This window comes from Allobaculum sp. Allo2, assembly GCF_022701175.1.
GTDB lineage: Bacteria > Bacillota_I > Bacilli_A > Erysipelotrichales > Erysipelotrichaceae > Allobaculum > Allobaculum fili.
On record NZ_CP078088.1, the window covers coordinates 2,515,400 to 2,530,763 of the forward strand.

The 15,364-nt window shown below is 44.2% G+C and carries 20 protein-coding genes and 2 pseudogenes; 4 read left to right on the forward strand and 18 right to left on the reverse strand.

The features are described 5' to 3' along the window. Window position 1 precedes the first annotated feature (1 nt). The 4 genes and pseudogenes from KWG61_RS14420 (at window position 2) to KWG61_RS14435 (ending at window position 3,225) form a co-directional block, all read left to right on the forward strand. The gene (locus KWG61_RS14420; protein WP_230268249.1) at window positions 2-409 is read left to right on the forward strand and encodes a hypothetical protein; all 408 of its coding nucleotides are present in this window, start codon (window positions 2-4) and stop codon (window positions 407-409) included. Window positions 410-479: 70 nt separating this feature from the next. Next, the gene (locus KWG61_RS14425; protein WP_230268248.1) at window positions 480-1,676 is read left to right on the forward strand and encodes a recombinase family protein; all 1,197 of its coding nucleotides are present in this window, start codon (window positions 480-482) and stop codon (window positions 1,674-1,676) included. 55 nt (window positions 1,677-1,731) lie between these two features. Next, window positions 1,732-2,547: pseudogene (locus tag KWG61_RS14430) on the forward strand (recombinase family protein); the annotation flags it as partial. Then, window positions 2,545-3,225 carry a zinc ribbon domain-containing protein gene (locus KWG61_RS14435; RefSeq protein WP_242745724.1) on the forward strand — a complete coding sequence of 227 codons (681 nt, stop codon included), beginning with the start codon at window positions 2,545-2,547 and terminating at the stop codon, window positions 3,223-3,225. The pseudogene KWG61_RS14430 and the gene KWG61_RS14435, both read left to right, overlap by 3 nt. A gap of 54 nt (window positions 3,226-3,279) precedes the next feature. Here KWG61_RS14435 and KWG61_RS14440 read toward each other — a convergent pair whose 3' ends face one another. From KWG61_RS14440 to KWG61_RS14520, 18 genes and pseudogenes are all read right to left on the reverse strand, one after another. Then, a complete protein-coding gene (locus tag KWG61_RS14440; protein WP_242744411.1) occupies window positions 3,280-3,645 on the reverse strand; it encodes a hypothetical protein in 366 nt (121 codons plus the stop codon). Then, entirely contained in the window at window positions 3,642-4,610 is a 969-nt protein-coding gene (locus KWG61_RS14445; protein ID WP_242744413.1) for a hypothetical protein, read from the reverse strand. Before KWG61_RS14445 ends, KWG61_RS14440 begins: the two co-directional genes overlap by 4 nt. A gap of 205 nt (window positions 4,611-4,815) precedes the next feature. Beyond that, on the reverse strand, window positions 4,816-5,430 hold the full coding sequence (locus tag KWG61_RS14450; protein WP_242744415.1) for a hypothetical protein: 615 nt from the start codon (window positions 5,428-5,430) through the stop codon (window positions 4,816-4,818). Further along, window positions 5,427-5,549 (reverse strand): hypothetical protein, encoded by a 123-nt coding sequence (locus KWG61_RS16585; RefSeq protein WP_256460713.1) that lies wholly within the window; start codon window positions 5,547-5,549, stop codon window positions 5,427-5,429. Before KWG61_RS16585 ends, KWG61_RS14450 begins: the two co-directional genes overlap by 4 nt. A gap of 41 nt (window positions 5,550-5,590) precedes the next feature. Beyond that, window positions 5,591-6,238, reverse strand: a complete 648-nt coding sequence (locus KWG61_RS14455; RefSeq protein ID WP_242744417.1) for a DEAD/DEAH box helicase family protein — start codon at window positions 6,236-6,238, stop codon at window positions 5,591-5,593. A gap of 160 nt (window positions 6,239-6,398) precedes the next feature. Beyond that, complete coding sequence (locus tag KWG61_RS14460; RefSeq protein WP_242744419.1) at window positions 6,399-7,175, reverse strand: DNA methyltransferase; 777 nt, start codon at window positions 7,173-7,175, stop codon at window positions 6,399-6,401. A gap of 40 nt (window positions 7,176-7,215) precedes the next feature. Beyond that, the gene (locus KWG61_RS14465; RefSeq protein WP_242744421.1) at window positions 7,216-8,193 is read right to left on the reverse strand and encodes a site-specific DNA-methyltransferase; all 978 of its coding nucleotides are present in this window, start codon (window positions 8,191-8,193) and stop codon (window positions 7,216-7,218) included. Window positions 8,194-8,259: 66 nt separating this feature from the next. Beyond that, a pseudogene (locus tag KWG61_RS14470) lies at window positions 8,260-8,858 on the reverse strand (DUF4391 domain-containing protein). Then, window positions 8,858-9,424: a hypothetical protein gene (locus KWG61_RS14475; RefSeq protein WP_242744423.1), complete on the reverse strand. Its 567-nt coding sequence runs from the start codon at window positions 9,422-9,424 to the stop codon at window positions 8,858-8,860. Before KWG61_RS14475 ends, KWG61_RS14470 begins: the two are co-directional and overlap by 1 nt. Beyond that, complete coding sequence (locus KWG61_RS14480) at window positions 9,373-10,707, reverse strand: C-terminal helicase domain-containing protein (RefSeq protein ID WP_242744425.1); 1,335 nt, start codon at window positions 10,705-10,707, stop codon at window positions 9,373-9,375. The genes KWG61_RS14475 and KWG61_RS14480 overlap by 52 nt, the downstream gene beginning before the upstream one ends. Further along, window positions 10,668-11,114 (reverse strand): hypothetical protein, encoded by a 447-nt coding sequence (locus tag KWG61_RS14485; protein ID WP_242744427.1) that lies wholly within the window; start codon window positions 11,112-11,114, stop codon window positions 10,668-10,670. Before KWG61_RS14485 ends, KWG61_RS14480 begins: the two co-directional genes overlap by 40 nt. Window positions 11,115-11,331: 217 nt before the next feature. Further along, window positions 11,332-12,123, reverse strand: coding sequence for a transposase (locus KWG61_RS14490; protein ID WP_242743451.1), 792 nt, complete (start codon window positions 12,121-12,123; stop codon window positions 11,332-11,334). After that, complete coding sequence (locus KWG61_RS14495; protein ID WP_242743450.1) at window positions 12,120-12,563, reverse strand: hypothetical protein; 444 nt, start codon at window positions 12,561-12,563, stop codon at window positions 12,120-12,122. Before KWG61_RS14495 ends, KWG61_RS14490 begins: the two co-directional genes overlap by 4 nt. Before the next feature lie 174 nt (window positions 12,564-12,737). Then, complete coding sequence (locus KWG61_RS14500; protein WP_242744429.1) at window positions 12,738-13,475, reverse strand: SNF2-related protein; 738 nt, start codon at window positions 13,473-13,475, stop codon at window positions 12,738-12,740. A 19-nt stretch (window positions 13,476-13,494) separates the two neighbouring features. Beyond that, a complete protein-coding gene (locus tag KWG61_RS14505) occupies window positions 13,495-13,773 on the reverse strand; it encodes a hypothetical protein (RefSeq protein WP_242744431.1) in 279 nt (92 codons plus the stop codon). A 258-nt stretch (window positions 13,774-14,031) separates the two neighbouring features. After that, complete coding sequence (locus tag KWG61_RS14510) at window positions 14,032-14,424, reverse strand: hypothetical protein (RefSeq protein ID WP_242744432.1); 393 nt, start codon at window positions 14,422-14,424, stop codon at window positions 14,032-14,034. 245 nt (window positions 14,425-14,669) lie between these two features. Further along, window positions 14,670-14,951 (reverse strand): hypothetical protein, encoded by a 282-nt coding sequence (locus tag KWG61_RS14515; RefSeq protein ID WP_230267228.1) that lies wholly within the window; start codon window positions 14,949-14,951, stop codon window positions 14,670-14,672. 98 nt (window positions 14,952-15,049) lie between these two features. Beyond that, on the reverse strand, window positions 15,050-15,250 hold the full coding sequence (locus tag KWG61_RS14520; protein WP_230267227.1) for a hypothetical protein: 201 nt from the start codon (window positions 15,248-15,250) through the stop codon (window positions 15,050-15,052). Window positions 15,251-15,364 lie beyond the last annotated feature (114 nt).

Sequence of the window (15,364 nt, forward strand, 5' to 3'; positions counted from 1 at the left end):
CATGGTCAGCAAGGAAAACAAGAAAACCATCATCGAAATGCGCAAAGCAAACAAGAGCTACGACTTCATCGCCAGCCAGCTTGGTCTGACAAAATCTGCCGTTCAAAACGTGTGCAGACAGGCAGGTCTTGCCGGAAAGAAAGCCAAGCAGCGGAAACGCTGCAAACACTGTGGAGCCCTTCTTCCCGAGGAAGCTCCGAAAAGAAAGATCTTCTGTTGCCAGAAATGTCGGGAAGACTGGTGGAACAAGCACCAGCATCTCGTCCATAAACGAAACCCGGTTATCACTTATTGCAAGACCTGCGGCAGCCCGATCGAGAATTACAAGAGCTATCAGAAGCAGTATTGCAATTCTCATTGCTTCCATATGGGCAAATTCGGTCGCGACAAAGCCGTAAATTTGAAGTAATCCCTACGTCGAATTTACTGGATAATCGCCCCTTTCAGAGTGATATATAGTCCGACGAAAGGAGATCCACATGATCAAAAAACTGAAACGGGTCGCAGCCTATTGCCGAGTTTCTGTAGAGTCCGAGTTGATGGAGTCCTCCATCACAAACCAGATCGTCCACTTCACCAACAAAATTAATAACAATCCGCTCTGGCAGAACGCAGGTGTGTTTGCCGATTACGGCATCAGCGGTACCACCACCAAGAAGCGACCTCAGTTTAACCGGATGATTGCTTTGGCTCTGCAGGGAAAGATTGACCTGATTCTGGCCAAATCCATCCAGCGATTCGCCAGAAATACCGTCGACCTTCTAGCAACTGTCCGTCAGCTTAAAGAACATAACGTGGAGGTGTTCTTTGAGAAAGAGAATCTCTCCACATTCAGCCATGATGGAGAACTCATGCTATCCATCATGGCTTCTTTTGCCCAGGAGGAAAGCCGCAACATCTCCGATAACATCCGCTGGGCAATCAAGAAGCGCTTTGAACAAGGCATTCCAAACGGACGAAATCCAGTCTTTGGTTACGACTGGAAAGGTGATGATCTGATCGTGAATGAGACCGAAGGCTGGATCGTCACAAAGATGTTTCAGGACTATGCCAACGGCATGCGAGTTCGAGACATTCTTGAATGGATGAATCGGACCGGAGTGAAGACTCGGAAAGGCAATAAATTCCAGGCTGCAATGATCAAAGCCATGCTTGCTAACCCAACCTATATTGGAGTACTGCTGCTTTGCAAAGAATACGTAGGTGACCCGATTCTTCATGATCGGCATAAGAACCAGGGAGAGCTGCCGCAGTACCTGGTCGAAGACCATCACGAACCGCTGGTGGACGAAGAAACCTGGCAGAAAGCCCAGCAGCGAACAGAACAAAACCGACAGCCAGGAAGAAATCGTAAGAAAGTCAATGCCTTTACAGGCAAGCTCAAATGCAAAGACTGTGGACGAAATTTCCAGCGCATCACTCAAAGATATAAAGATCAGATCACCATTTATTGGCAATGCTACTCCAGAAGAAACCACCTGGTAGAGTGCCATTCAATCAATCTCGATGAATTTATCCTCGAAAAAATCGCTGCAAGAACACTTGGAATCAAGAAATTCGATACAGACTTCTTCCGAGAGCAGGTCGAAGTGATCGAAGTCGAACCAGACGGAACCATGGAGTTCCACTTTATAGATGGAAGGAGAAAGACATGCAAGTACGAAAAATCCCAGTAACCAGAACAATGGCTAGAGTTCAGCCAATCATCGCCAGAAAAACGTTGCTGCCTATGCCAGGGTATCAACCGATCGTGATGAACAGCAGAGCAGCTACGAAACCCAGGTTTCCTATTACGAGAACATGATCCGTGAACGAGCGGATTGGAACTTTGTAAACGTCTATACCGATGAAGGCATCAGCGGAACCAGTACCGCCCACCGTGAAGGATTCAAGCAAATGATCCAGGATGCGCTCGACCACAAGATTGACTTGATTATCACCAAGTCAGTCAGTCGGTTTGCCAGAAACACGGTTGACTCCTTGACGACCATTCGTGAACTCAAAGAGCATAACGTGGAGGTCTATTTCGAAAAAGAGAACATCTGGACCTTTGATGGAAAAGGCGAGCTACTTCTGACCATCATGTCCTCCCTTGCTCAAGAAGAAAGCCGCAGCATTTCTGAAAACGTGAAATGGGGTGTCCGGAAGAAATATGAAGAAGGGACCTACAAGATCCCTTACGGCAATCTGATGGGTTATACCCGAGCCGAGGATGGTGGCGTTAAGATCGTTGAAGAAGAAGCGGAGATTGTCCGGCTGATCTTCCGAATGTTTCTGAACGGAAGTACCTACACAGACATCAAGAACCATCTGGAAAGCCACGGGATCAAGACCAAGTTTGGCAGGGATAAATGGGACCGCAACGTCATTAAACAGATGCTGATGAACGAAAAATACAAAGGCGATCTGGTTCTCCAGAAAGTCTACACACCAGACTTCATCACCAAGAAACAGGTCAAAAATAAGGGCGCCATCCCTTCCTACTACGTAACCAACTCCCATCAGGGAATCATCAGCGCGGAAGACTTCGACAGGGTTCAGAAAATGATCGCCGACCGCAAATACAGATATGGCAAAGAACGGTTAGGCTGCCACACTCCATTTCCCTTCAGCCACCGAGTTCAGTGCGCGACTTGTAAGTCCTGGTACACCCGAAGCGTCGCGACCCGATACACGAAGAAGAAGGTGCCTGGATGGATCTGCTGGAAGAACAAATACGACAGCGATCAACGCTGTCCTTCCCACCGAGTTCCAGAAGCTGTACTGGAACAGGAATTTGTGAACGCGCTCAATGAACTGCTTGAAGACAAACAGAGCATTCTTGATGAATGGACTGATAAGTTCCACGAGACGTACAACACTGAAAAGCTTCAAGCCAAAGCCGACCGCATTCAGGAGCGGATGGAGAAAATCGCAGAGAAAGCTGAGAAGCTGATTGAAGCGAACCCGAGCAACTTCAATGAAGCCTATACAGAGCTTCTGGAAGAATATGAGAAGCTGGAAAAAGACCACGCAAAACTGGCAGCAAAGATCCGAGATATGGAATACGAAGGTGACCGGATGAGGAACTATCTGGATCTCCTACAGAAGCTCGAACACGTGGATGACTTTGATGGCGATCTGGTCAGAGCCATGGTCGACAAGGTGATGGTCTACAAGAACCGAAGCCTTGAGTTCTACTTTGTCGGCAAGCGACGGATCAACCGAAAACCGGAGCAGAAGTGAGAGAACGAAGAAAAGGGCTGACTCCTGAAGAGTGAGGAGCCAGTCCTTTGGTTGTTATTTCATCACTTTATCCATCAGTGACTGGTAGCTGTCAACTACATCGTAAACGACATTCTTTCCAGAAATTGCTTTGAAATGCTCTCTGGCACATTCAATTTTTGATTTCTCAACTTCTCGCAGCTGCAAAGAATTCATGGACCCCTTTGTTTCCGCGACGAAATAAATGTGTTTGACGTTTCCTTCATAGAAAGCAATCGCCCAGTCTGGATTGTATTTTCCAACTGGTGTGGAGATAAAGAATGAATTCGGCAGTTTAACATAAACAGCCACTTCATCACTGGTGTCCAGGTCAGACGCAAACTTCTTCTCATTATCCGAATCGAAAACCAGATGATCAAAAAGATGTTTCTGAGTTTTCATGGCATTCTTGCCAAGCTGACCCTTGATTGTCGCATCCGTGAAGATATCTGTATCGTAAGCTTCATCGAGCAGATCGTAGGTAATGTGCTGGATGATTGCTGTGGCTTTTGATCATTGATCAAAGACGATGCCTTAATGACGAAATCTTCCGGATTCTCTTTGAACTGATTGAACGTTTCAGGCTTAATTCCCTGAAGGATTCGAATAATCGTTTTTCGAGTCAATCCGGTGTCTTCTACGATTTTACCAACCAGATCATATTTCACGTTCTGGGAAGATGAAGCTGAAATTTTGATATTTCTGGTTTGATCCTTAGCAAATGCTTGACCCGTTGCAAGCTGTTCACGATCCTCAATGTGGTCCATCCTTCCTGTTTCAATTCGAAAGAATACCTTTGCTACCTGCAGGTGTTCATCCAGGGAAGCGATTGATTTTTCGACAAGTTCATCCGAGTCAAAGTTCACTGTATAAATCGTTTTCTGATTAATCTGTTTCCACAGATTCTTAAACTCTGTAGACGCCAGTTTTCTCTTATCAACCTTCAAAGTCACATTATTCGATCGTCCATTTTCTGGAGTCGTTACACGCGGATCATAAATGGAATCGAGAATCTTAACGATAGAGTCCTGACTGTCCTTCAGCTTCTCCGGAACCTGGACTGTTCCATTTTTCTTGTCTGAATAGTATTTGTCTGTAAGAACACCTTCATCATCGATGTAATCATTGCGAATCATGTTGTTGTAAATGATTCGCGCCAGGTCGGGCGTAACAACCTGTTCATCGCCATTCACATCGCGAATGATTTTATTGGCAAAGAGATCTGTGGTAACTTTGCGTGGACGGTCGGAAACATCTTCTGCCATTTCTGACTGAAGTCCTTTGGCAAAAGAGTCATAACTTTCAGAAGCAATTACAGTCAGCAGATTCACATTCTGAACATCATCTCCCAGAACGTTCGCGTCCATTCGTTCTCCATTATCATTAACGCAAAGACGAAGACCACGTCCGACTTCCTGACGCTTTCGGATCTCGCTGCTGCTTTGTTTCAACGTACAGATCTGAAAAACATTCGGGTTGTCCCATCCTTCACGCAGCGCGGAATGGGAAAAATAAAACGAACAGGTGATTTCTTTGGATCACGATCCAGCAGAAGCTCTTTATTCTTCATGATCAGATCATAGGCTGATGTATCTTCTGACACCCCTTCACGTTTGTTGATCTTTCCATTTGAGAGGTGACCTTTTTATCGATGGAAAAGTAACCGGAGTGAGTCTGGGAAGCGGTAATGGCATCAAGATATTTGGCATATTCATCCTGATCATCAAGCTGCTCCCGAAGAGCACTGACAGCAATGTCATATTCCTCTTCAAACATATCGGCAAACTTGCCATTCTCCGCTTCACCAACTTTGTTGTAGATTCGGTAATGGTCCACCTCATCGATGAAGAAAAGACTCAGAACCTTGATTCCTTTGTAGAAAAGTTCTTGCTCTCTTTCGAGATGAGTCAGAATGGTTTCGCGAATCTGGATCCTGCGCAGCTGATCTTCATCAATCTTCCCAACAACATCTCCCGCATATAGGGTCAGGCCATTGAGAAACTCAATGTGGTTATCCCGGCCATCAATTCTCTTTACGACAAAACCATCCCGGTATTCTTCCAGCCCGCCAGAATATTCAAAGAGATTATCTCCTTCATTAACGATTCGGCTTTTGGGTTTTGTTCCATTCTTCATCTTTACATCGAATTGAATGGTCGCGGTTGGGTTTTTCTTGGAGACATTCACGCCTTCCAGGTAAACAAAACTGTTTGTTGCTGTTGTTCCTGTTTCAGAGATTCCTTTACAGCAATTTTCTTTACCAGACGCTGATTATAAGCTTCAATCGCATCCAGCCGATAAATCATGTTGTAAGGATCCTTGTGAGTAGCAGAATAACGAAGAGTCATCAAAGGATTGAATTCTTTAAGCTTCTCTTTCGTTTTCTTCCCTCAACCGACTGCGGCTCATCAATAATCAGAATTGGATTCGTCTTTGCGATCACATCAATGGGGCGGCGTGAACGAAATTCATCCAATTCCATATAAATGCGTCTGGCATCTTTGCCTGTAGCGTTGAATGCTTGGGCATTGATGATCATGACGTTGATCGAGCTGTCAGAAGCAAAATGATCAATCTCAGAAAGCTGTGAAGAGTTATAGACGAAGAAGCGGATCTTCTTGCCATATTCTTCAGCGAAATGGTCCTGAGTTGTCTGGAAGCTTTTGTAGACACCTTCACGAATTGCGATGCTTGGAACCACAACAATGAACTTGCTCCAGCCATAGGCCTTGTTTAGTTCATACATTGTTTTAATGTAGGTGTATGTTTTACCGACACCTGTTTCCATTTCGATTGACAGGTTATAGCCGTTAGAGCGATCGACTAGTTTATCTGAAGGCTTTATCTGCCCATTTCTCTGGATTTTGTTGATTCTATCCAGGATGATCTTATCGGAAAGAGCTGGGATGATTTTAGCGTTATTCCATCCCATCGAATCATCGTACCCCTCTAAATTCTCGAACAGAGTAAGGTCTCTTTTACCCTGGTCGATCATATAGGAGGGGTTGAATATGGCTGATCTTTGAAAACATCAACGACTGCCTTAGCAGCATCTGCCTGAAATTTTTGGTGCTTATATTTGATCTTCATAAAAGTCACCTACAGCACTTTGACTTCTGTATCCGGTGAGAGAAGTTTGAAGATTTCTCCAACATTTACTCTAGCGGCATCGTCTCCAAAGCTGCTGTCCCGGAAAACAGCGCGAAGCGGCTGACGTTTAGCGATCTCTCGAACCACTTCTTCAGGAACGTTTTCTGCAAAGCAGGCCACCAAAGCATTTTCATCATAGGTGTGAACAGAGACACCAGTGATCTCTTCTGATTTGTAGGGCTTTGATAACTCCAGACCCCAATCAAGAAGACAACCAAAAGAAGATCCAGGTCCGTACGATCCTCCTTTATATTGGATTCAGTCATTGAGAGAAAGTATTGCTGGTAGTCGTTTGGAGAGTAGTAAATATCTTTCATGTTCGAACTAGCCAGCTCAAAGACACGAAAACCAGGAACAATTTCGCCAAGTAGAGTATTATCTTTATAAATCTTACCTGTGGCCTTCTTGATTCGATCGATTCCTATATCGCAAATCGTTCGATAACCCGCCTCATAGGCTTTGCTTTTGGAATCTACTGTTTCTGGTATCTGAACCAAGATATACTGGATTGTCTTGCCACTTTCACGATTTATTTCCATCACTGCCTGAGCAAGAGAGGCTGAACCAGAAAAGAAATCTAATACAATCGAATCTTCTTTCAGGTTTGCAAGCGTCATCAACCGTTTCAAGAGTCTGACTGGTTTTGGGCCATCGAAGTATCCACCACCCAATAATGCAGATGTTTCTTTCGCACCTTCCTGACTGTGACCGACATCTTTGTAAAACATAATTGAAGTGGGAGCCATTCCATCAAATTTCAACTCAGAAAGAAATCGTTTCATACTGGGAACGGAATCTCCTTTGGCTCCAAACCAGATGCGGTTATCCTGGAGTCTCTCCAAAATTTATTTTGGAGAGACTCCAGCAGCGTCCTGCTGGAGGCTCTACCACCCTGCCGGAAGGCAGGGTGATTGGATAGTCAGATTCAGCATTATAGGTTTTTACCGACAGATCACTTGGTTTCCACGGTCCTCTAGGGTCGTTATCTGGATTCGCATAACGTGCATTGGCTTCTTCCGTTCGCGGAAGACGTCCTATTTTAAAATTATCCAGATTTTTTGAGTACATAAGAATGTAGTCATGACTATTCGAAATGTACTTTGCATCATTTTTCGGAGCATAAGCTCTTTCCCAGATAAGCTGAGCGACAAAATTCTGTTCACCGAAAACTTCATCACAAATCTTCCTTAAATTTTCCTGCTCATTATCGTCAATGCTGATAAAAATCACACCATCTTCAGTCAGAAGATTTCTAGACAAGATCAGTCTCGGGTATATCATTGAACACCAGTCTGAATGAAACCGACCGTTGGTCTCCAAATTTCGGATCAGTCGGTCTCTATCCTCTGAGACAGCTTCTATCTTTTCCTCAAACTGTATTTTTGAAGATTCAAATGTATCTCTGTAGAGAAAATCGTGTCCCGTATTATAGGGAGGATCAATATAGATCATCTTGATTCGATTTAAGTAACTTTCCTGGAGAAGTTTGAGAACATCCAGATTGTCCCCTTCAATGTATAGGTTTTTAGCATGTTCCCAATCCACTCCTTCTTCAGGTAGAGGTCGCAACGTTTTTCGAATCGGGGAATGAGCCTGCGCTAATGCTTTCTTCTTTCCTGGCCAGGTAAAAGTATATGTCTCGTTTCCTTCAGCAATACTTCCTGAGAGCAATTCTTTCAGTATTTCAAAATCTATAGATTTTCGGGTTTTTCCTTCGTTATCAAAGGATTCAGTTATGGCTTCTGGAAAAAGATCGCCAATCTTTTTAACATTTGATTCAAATAAATCGGCAGTCTCCATTTTCATCTTTTCCATATTCAAATTTACGCAATTCTGATTTCAGATGCTTCAACTCATCATTGAGTTTCACCTTTTATTGAACTGCTTTTCCTTTCTCATCTTTGCCTGCAGTTTCTCGATCTTTTTCTCCAGGTATTTTATTTCATTTGTCCGATCGACAGATTCTTCTAGGCTTTCTTCTTCATTGCCTAACAGTGAATCGCCAGCAATCTCCCTTACCAGACTTTCATAAATCTGGTTCATATTTATGCCTTTGAGTTCAACGCTGAAAGAGTCTTCAGGCATCCAATCCGTATGGTAGTAGGCAGCTACCTTGTAGGCCGTCTCTTCTTTGTTTTTGCTTCCTTGAATGCTGTCCAGATTTGGATCTGCTTTTCATGATGGAGAACAAAAACAATGTGATAGGGAATTCCCTGGTCGATCAGTTTCAGGACTTTTTCATCGAGATCCTTAGAGGCTAACTGAACCTCAAAAACTTCGATTTCATTCACTTTCTCGCCAGCAGCAATATTGGCAGTGGATGGAGCGATCTTATTTCTCCAGATAATGTTTTTGATCTGGTCGACAAAGACCCGCTTAGTCTCAGGAGTAACCTCAAGCTGCTCGTAGAATTTCTTCTTTGGAATTCGTTTATTGAATTCTGTTGTTTTTGGCAGGCCGAGCATTAGTCATCCTCCTTTTTCACAACCAGAAAGCAGACCAGTTCAAAATCATCGAGACCGCTTACATCTGAAAGAAGGGCGGAAGTGCCTCCTGCAGAGAAAAGGCTGTCCAGGTCGCTTTCTTCTTTCAGGTCAATTATGGATGAGATTGATTCATTCAGCATCATCGAGATATCCGACATGTCTTTTCCATCGTCTGTTTCTTTATTGACTTTCTGACAGAGCGATACAATTGGTTCACTTTTGTTTCTGCAAAGAAGTCTCACGCGATCCAGCAGGCTTTTAGGATTCAGATAATCACAGACCACTTCTCCATCTTCACCCATATAGACCATGTAGTAGGGATGGATTCGGTTGCGGTTGTCGATATTCACATTGTTGTTGACGTTTCGAAGGATGAAGATCACGCCCTCTGGATTGTCTTTACTGGCTGCGACAACGGCGCGAAGTCCGTAAGGCTTGTTTTCCAGACTCGGATGAGTCTTAACATATTCGAGAAGATCCATTCGAAACTCATTTAACCCAAGGTCCATAATCGAAACGCCGCTGGACATGTCTTCAATGTCCACAACTTCTTCCTGGAGTTTTTAAGCTGCTGTTTCCGATACTCCAGGTCACCTTTTTCTTCTTCGTTGATCAGATCATCATCCCCTGTGGATGTCATGATGGAGATCTTCATCCGCGTTTCAACTCTGGATTTCAGGTTGATATAGTCATCCAATTCCATATCTGGCCAGAAGTTTACAAGCTGGATAAACTCATTCCTGCTTCCAATGCGGTCAACACGGCCAAATCTCTGAACGATGCGCACCGGATTCCAGTGAATGTCATAGTTCACCAGATAGTCACAGTCCTGAAGATTCTGACCTTCAGAGATACAGTCGGTGGCGATCAGAACGTCAATCTCATCCGTTGATCCTGGCATCAGTACATCTCTGTCTTTTGAAATTGGTGAGAAGCAAGTCAGAATATTATTCAGTTCTGGCTTCAGTCCTTTGATGGTTGACTTTCCTTCAACAGAGCCAGTGACCATTGCTGTATTCAGACCGTATTTTCTCTTCAATACAGGGGCGAGCTGTTCGTAAAGGTATTCTGCAGTATCTGCAAATGCCGAGAAGATGAGCAGCTTCTTGTTTCCCGGATTGATTGGATGGCTGATTTTTTCTTCCACTAGATGCTCGAGTGTCTGCAGCTTGAGATCATATTCAGGGGTAATATCCTGAACCATGGAAATGAGCAGTTCCAGGGTATCCCGATCCTGCTGCAGTTCTTCGCGCCAGGATTTGTAATCCATATCCCGCAGATCAATATCGACTTTTCCGCCTATGGTAAATATGTCCTCATTGGTATCGTCGATATCAAAGTCATAAGTGTCGCCTGTTTCAGCTTCTTTTACGCTGCCAATACCTGCTGCCTCAAATCGGTTGACTTTCTCGATGCTGGTATTGATCGTTTGGAGAATCTTGTTCACAGTCAGATAAAAAGAGTGAACAGAGCTTTCCAGCCGCTTCAGAAGGTTAATGCTCATCAGTCTCTGAACTCCGCGCTCCCGACCAATCTGGGTCAGGTTATTGCCACCGCCGCCTGAGAGCTCTGCGTACTTATGGAGCTTGCTGGGGAAAATGAAGTTTGATGGAGTATAGACCGTCAAAAGCAGCTGGTTCAGAGTTTCATAAATTTCCGAATAGTTGATGGCGTTCTTCTTTTTCGTCAGACTGGGCCGCAGGGAAACTGGCTTCAACCGTGTTGGGAATTTGCCAATCGCTTCTGTGTTGTAATACTTTTCAATATGCTTTCTGGATCTTGCAATGGTCACGCTGTCCAGAAGCTCAAAGAAATCAAAATCAAGCATTCCCAGCAGCGTGTCGGTTGTTCGGGACTGAGGTGAAAGTTCGCTCCAGGTTTTGAACGCTTTTTGTGCCTGTGAAAAATCTCGTCGATTGTCTTGATTGTATTCAACTTTTCATCCAGCTGTTCCGATTCGCCTTCATAAGCAATGGCAAGCTGGTTCTTCAGATCGGTAAATCTGTTATTGACAGGAGTCGCGCTCAGCATCAGCACTTTGGTTCTGACACCGGCTTTGATCACTTTGTCCATCAACATCTGATAGCGATTCTCATGGGTATTGGCATGAGTTCCAATGCCGTTTCTGAAATTGTGTGATTCATCAATCACGACCAGATCGTAGTTGCCCCAGTTGAGCCGGCCAAGATCCAGACCGTTGGACAGGCCTTTTTTCTGCTTAAATCCCAATGTCATTAAGTTAAGGAGGGATAAAAATCGTATACCCTGTTCATGAGCGTTGTTATTTCTTATATTTTGCGTCTCAGGCATGACGAAAAGGATGATTTTCTACCTGTTGAAAAAATCATCCTGATGACTTTCGGTTTTCAAATCTGTCACTTCTTCTTTCTGGTATCAGCTCTTCCTTCTCTGATCGGAGATATCCTGGCCAGAAGAAGATCTTCCAGTGTACTCAAGCTGATTCTGGCTTTTTGAACAGCCACTGTTGAATCGTTTTGATGATGAATCCGAAATCTGCCTTCTGCTTGTGCTTTTTGGCCTGAGCGATGCGCTTCTGGTGCTGACGAGATCTTTCTACCTTGTTGCGCAAACGGGAACAAAGATTGTAGAGAGTCATTTTGGCATAGATCTCTGCCTGGACCAGATCAAGCTTCCTTGAATGAGTCCATTCAAGATCGGTGTTTCGTTTCAGTCCCCTGAAGCCGACTTCAACCTGCCAGCGCAGACGGTAGATCTGCTTGATGTCCTCGGTCCCAAACTCAGCTTCCGACAGATTGGTGCAGACGGTAATGAATGATTCATTCCCTTCGCAGGCAGCTTTGAACCTCACAACCCTGATATTTAAAGGGAGTTCAGTCGTTTGACCGTCAAATTCAGGCTGCTTCCTGTACGAAGAGATGTACTTATAGACATCCCAATGGTCTTTGACATGCCTGTTGTTTTTACTGGTCAGAATCACATTGAAAGGAATGTCATACTCTTCTGACTCGGGAGTCTTATAGTACTTGAGAATGCTTGTAGATGATGTCTCGTCTTTGATACGTATGACAAAAGGGACATGTTCCTTCTGCAGGCGATAGAAAGACATAAGAGCTTCGTATCCCCGATCAGCGATGAAGATGGCTTTCTGAAATGAAGAACGCTGAGCGAGTTCAAGAAGAGCTGAATCTTCATTCTTCTCAGAGCCGGGTTGAAGCAGCGCGTCAGTAAAGACGGAGTTGAGGGCGTCGAATTCGGCATTCAAATGAACAAAGTGCCTCTTCTTGCCTTTTTAGAAGCGCCATAGGTGATGTCATTGTCCTGTTCAGGAAGAACTTGAATCTCGCTTCCATCTACAGCGAGGAGGCGATAACCCTTGAAGGTTTTAACATCAGAGCTGGAAGTTGCCTTGTTAAACCGATTGAAGACGTTTTTATAAAGTGAAGAGTTGATTTTGGAACGGGCCTGAGACACAGCAGAGGCTGAAACAGATGATCCGCCCTTAAACAGGATCCAGGGAAAGGAAGCAGCGAGGGATTCCTCTGTCAGCTGAAACGGAAGAAGGACAAGCTCATGCAGGTCAATCTGCCGCTTACGGGTGAAGGCGGACTGAGAAGTAAAATTGGCAGGGTTCGCCGTTTCTGAGCTGATGATATTGAGGAAGGTGTTTCTGAAGAAAGAACATTCTTTGGCGATAGCAGTCATAGGGAAAACTCCTTTAAGTTCTCCCCATCGGCTGCGAAGCAGACGCGCGGCGGCAGAAATTTGTCAATAGATTTTTAGAAAAAGTGAAAAACTCGAATCATTCGAGATTTGACTTGAAGAGTAGAAAAAGACCACATCACTGCTTAACGCTGATGTGGTCTGAGAAATCTTAACTTAATGACATTGGCTTAAATCCGTATGATAGAGAACGTCATAGTTTAATCGGTCAGCCGCAATCGGGTTGTTTACGTAATTATCTTTATAGGTATTCCAGTTGGCGGACAATTTCTTCGGACAAAGGACAAGAACGCTCTTATTGCGATTCTCGTAGTACTTGATGACAGACAGGGCTGTGAAGGTTTTTCCCAGACCGACACTGTCTGCCAGGATGCAGCCGTTATATTTCTCCAGCTTGTTGATGATTGCCAGAGCCGCATCCTTCTGAAAGTCATAAAGCATATTCCAGACTTTGCTCTGCTTGAATCCAGTGGCTTCATTGGGGAGAACGTCTTCAGAGATGTCCGACAGAAATTCGTTAAAGATGTTATACAGGATGACGTAATAGATGAACTCCGGTGAATTCTCGACATAAGCGGAGGATATGCTCTGGACGATTTCATCTGTTACATCCTGGACTCTGGAATCGTCGCTCCAGACTGAATTGAAGTTTTGCAGGTAAGATGTCGAAAATGGAGTATCTGCTTTTGTGGTTATATTGAACGCATAGTTACCCCGTTCACAGCCCAGGTCAGCAGTCGAGAATGCATTGACTGGAAAATAGACCTGATCTTCTTCTCCGGGAGCAGAAACAATGATATTTCCGGACATTGTTTCGTTTCCGGTCATCGATTTGAACTTGCATTTCTTCTGAATCCAGTCGGCGCATTCTTTAGCAATAGCCTTTTGATTCATTTCGTTGCGCAGCTTGATCTCATATTCTGTTCCATATAGATTTCGTTCTCGGTTCAATTTGGGAATATAAAATTCTCTTTGGGCTTTTTCTCTCCTTTTTCATCTGGAAGGAAGGTGGGGAGGTGAAAATAAAACGAAGCTCATCGATCTGGCCTAATTCCTTCTTCAGTTCTCTGAAGGCATAAATCGAAAAATAAGCTGCAGCAATTGAAACTTTGCTGCCTTTTTTGATCGTGGTTTTCAGGTCATCTCTGAGGAGTTCATTTTTGTTATCGATCTGTTTCATCTGCATAGTCATAATTCAAGCCTCCTCATCGTTCACGTCCTGATTTTTAAATTCAATTCAACACTTGTATTTTGACCGGTATGACAAAAGCCCACAAGACGAAATTGGCCGATTCCGCAGAAGGTTTCTGCAGAACCGGCCCCTGTTAACAACAATATAAAGATTGGTTTATTCGTCCCTTTGATATAAAAGGTGTCCTAATCTGTTTAGCGATACCATCTTGATATAGCTTTTTGCCGATCACTACATCAAACTTTTTCTGGCTCATATCTATTCCTTCTTTCCTTTCAATCTCTTTGTATCGAATCGTTTTTTCGCTCTCCACTTTCGTACTTTACAAAGTGGAGCTTTTTCTTCTGGTTTGTCTTCAATATCGAAAAGGGTCATCTGCTCAAAGACCGGCTGCGGAACACCCAATGGGACAGTTCCATTCAAGCCGTCCATCTGCCAGAAATTCCAAGTGATGATGTTTGTGATTACAGTAAGAAGATCCTTATCGACTTCTTTGTCCCAAATGCTCTGGCAGTAGTCAACAAAGGTCATGAGCAGGTTGATACGGCCAATGAGTAAATTGTCGCCCTGGTACTCATAGCCGTACACACTTTCATAGGCGCGCGTCGCCCACTTAATCCAGTCTTCTTCATTGTCTGTGTTCTCGGTCACAACCCGCAGCTTTCGATCAAGAATCCCAATTCGCGCTTCAACAGGAATGATCTCTCCGGTTGAGGCGTTGTATCGGGAAACGATGAATGGTGCTTCGCCACAGGTGATTTCAAGAACGGATCGGTCAACGTAGTCTTTCCACTTCTTACCTTTGAAATCGATCTTTTCGGTTTTTGTCTCTCAGGTTTGATCTTTTTCAACATTGAATACGTCAGGACTTCCGAACCATTCTTCATCGAGGTGATTCACCATTTTGTTGACGATCCAGGATGGAGTGAACACTTCTGCCTTCGATTTGGTCCGTTGCTGCTGCGTTTCAAGTGCTTTAAATGCTCTTGGCTGAATGAGGACCGGATTAATTCCGGCCAGTGCACCAGGAGTAATTTCAAAACGATCGCAGTAATTCTTTCCATATTCACTGTAGCCATCCGTTGCCAGATGATTCGCTTGCCTGTCGTCTTATCAATCAACAGCTTATCCAGGATCATATCGAGAGGATAACGTCTGAATTCAATCAGTTTTTCCAAAGCGTATCCTCTCCCTTCATCCACTTGTTTTTGATTTGAACTGTTAAGAATAGTGTAACATTGTTTCATTCTTTATTTTTCGCTCCCTATGAACAAGCTCAGGTACATGTAACCATACCTGAGCTTGTTTTAGTCCTTCCTATAGAACGAGCACTCATACCATCCGCATTCAGCACCAGCCCTTCAGCCCAGTCAGGCACTCCGCTCATCAGCTTGCAGACTTCTTCAACCGAATTTCTTTCATCAGCTTCAATGATCACCTCGTCATGGACGTGAGCGACGATTCTCATCTCGCTCATTCTCCGCATGCTCTCCATCAGAAGATCTCTGGCGCCGCCTGAACAATATTCTCCACAAACTTGGGACCGTAGCTTTCAAGCCGCTCCCATTTTTCGTAGTCCAAAAATTCAGGG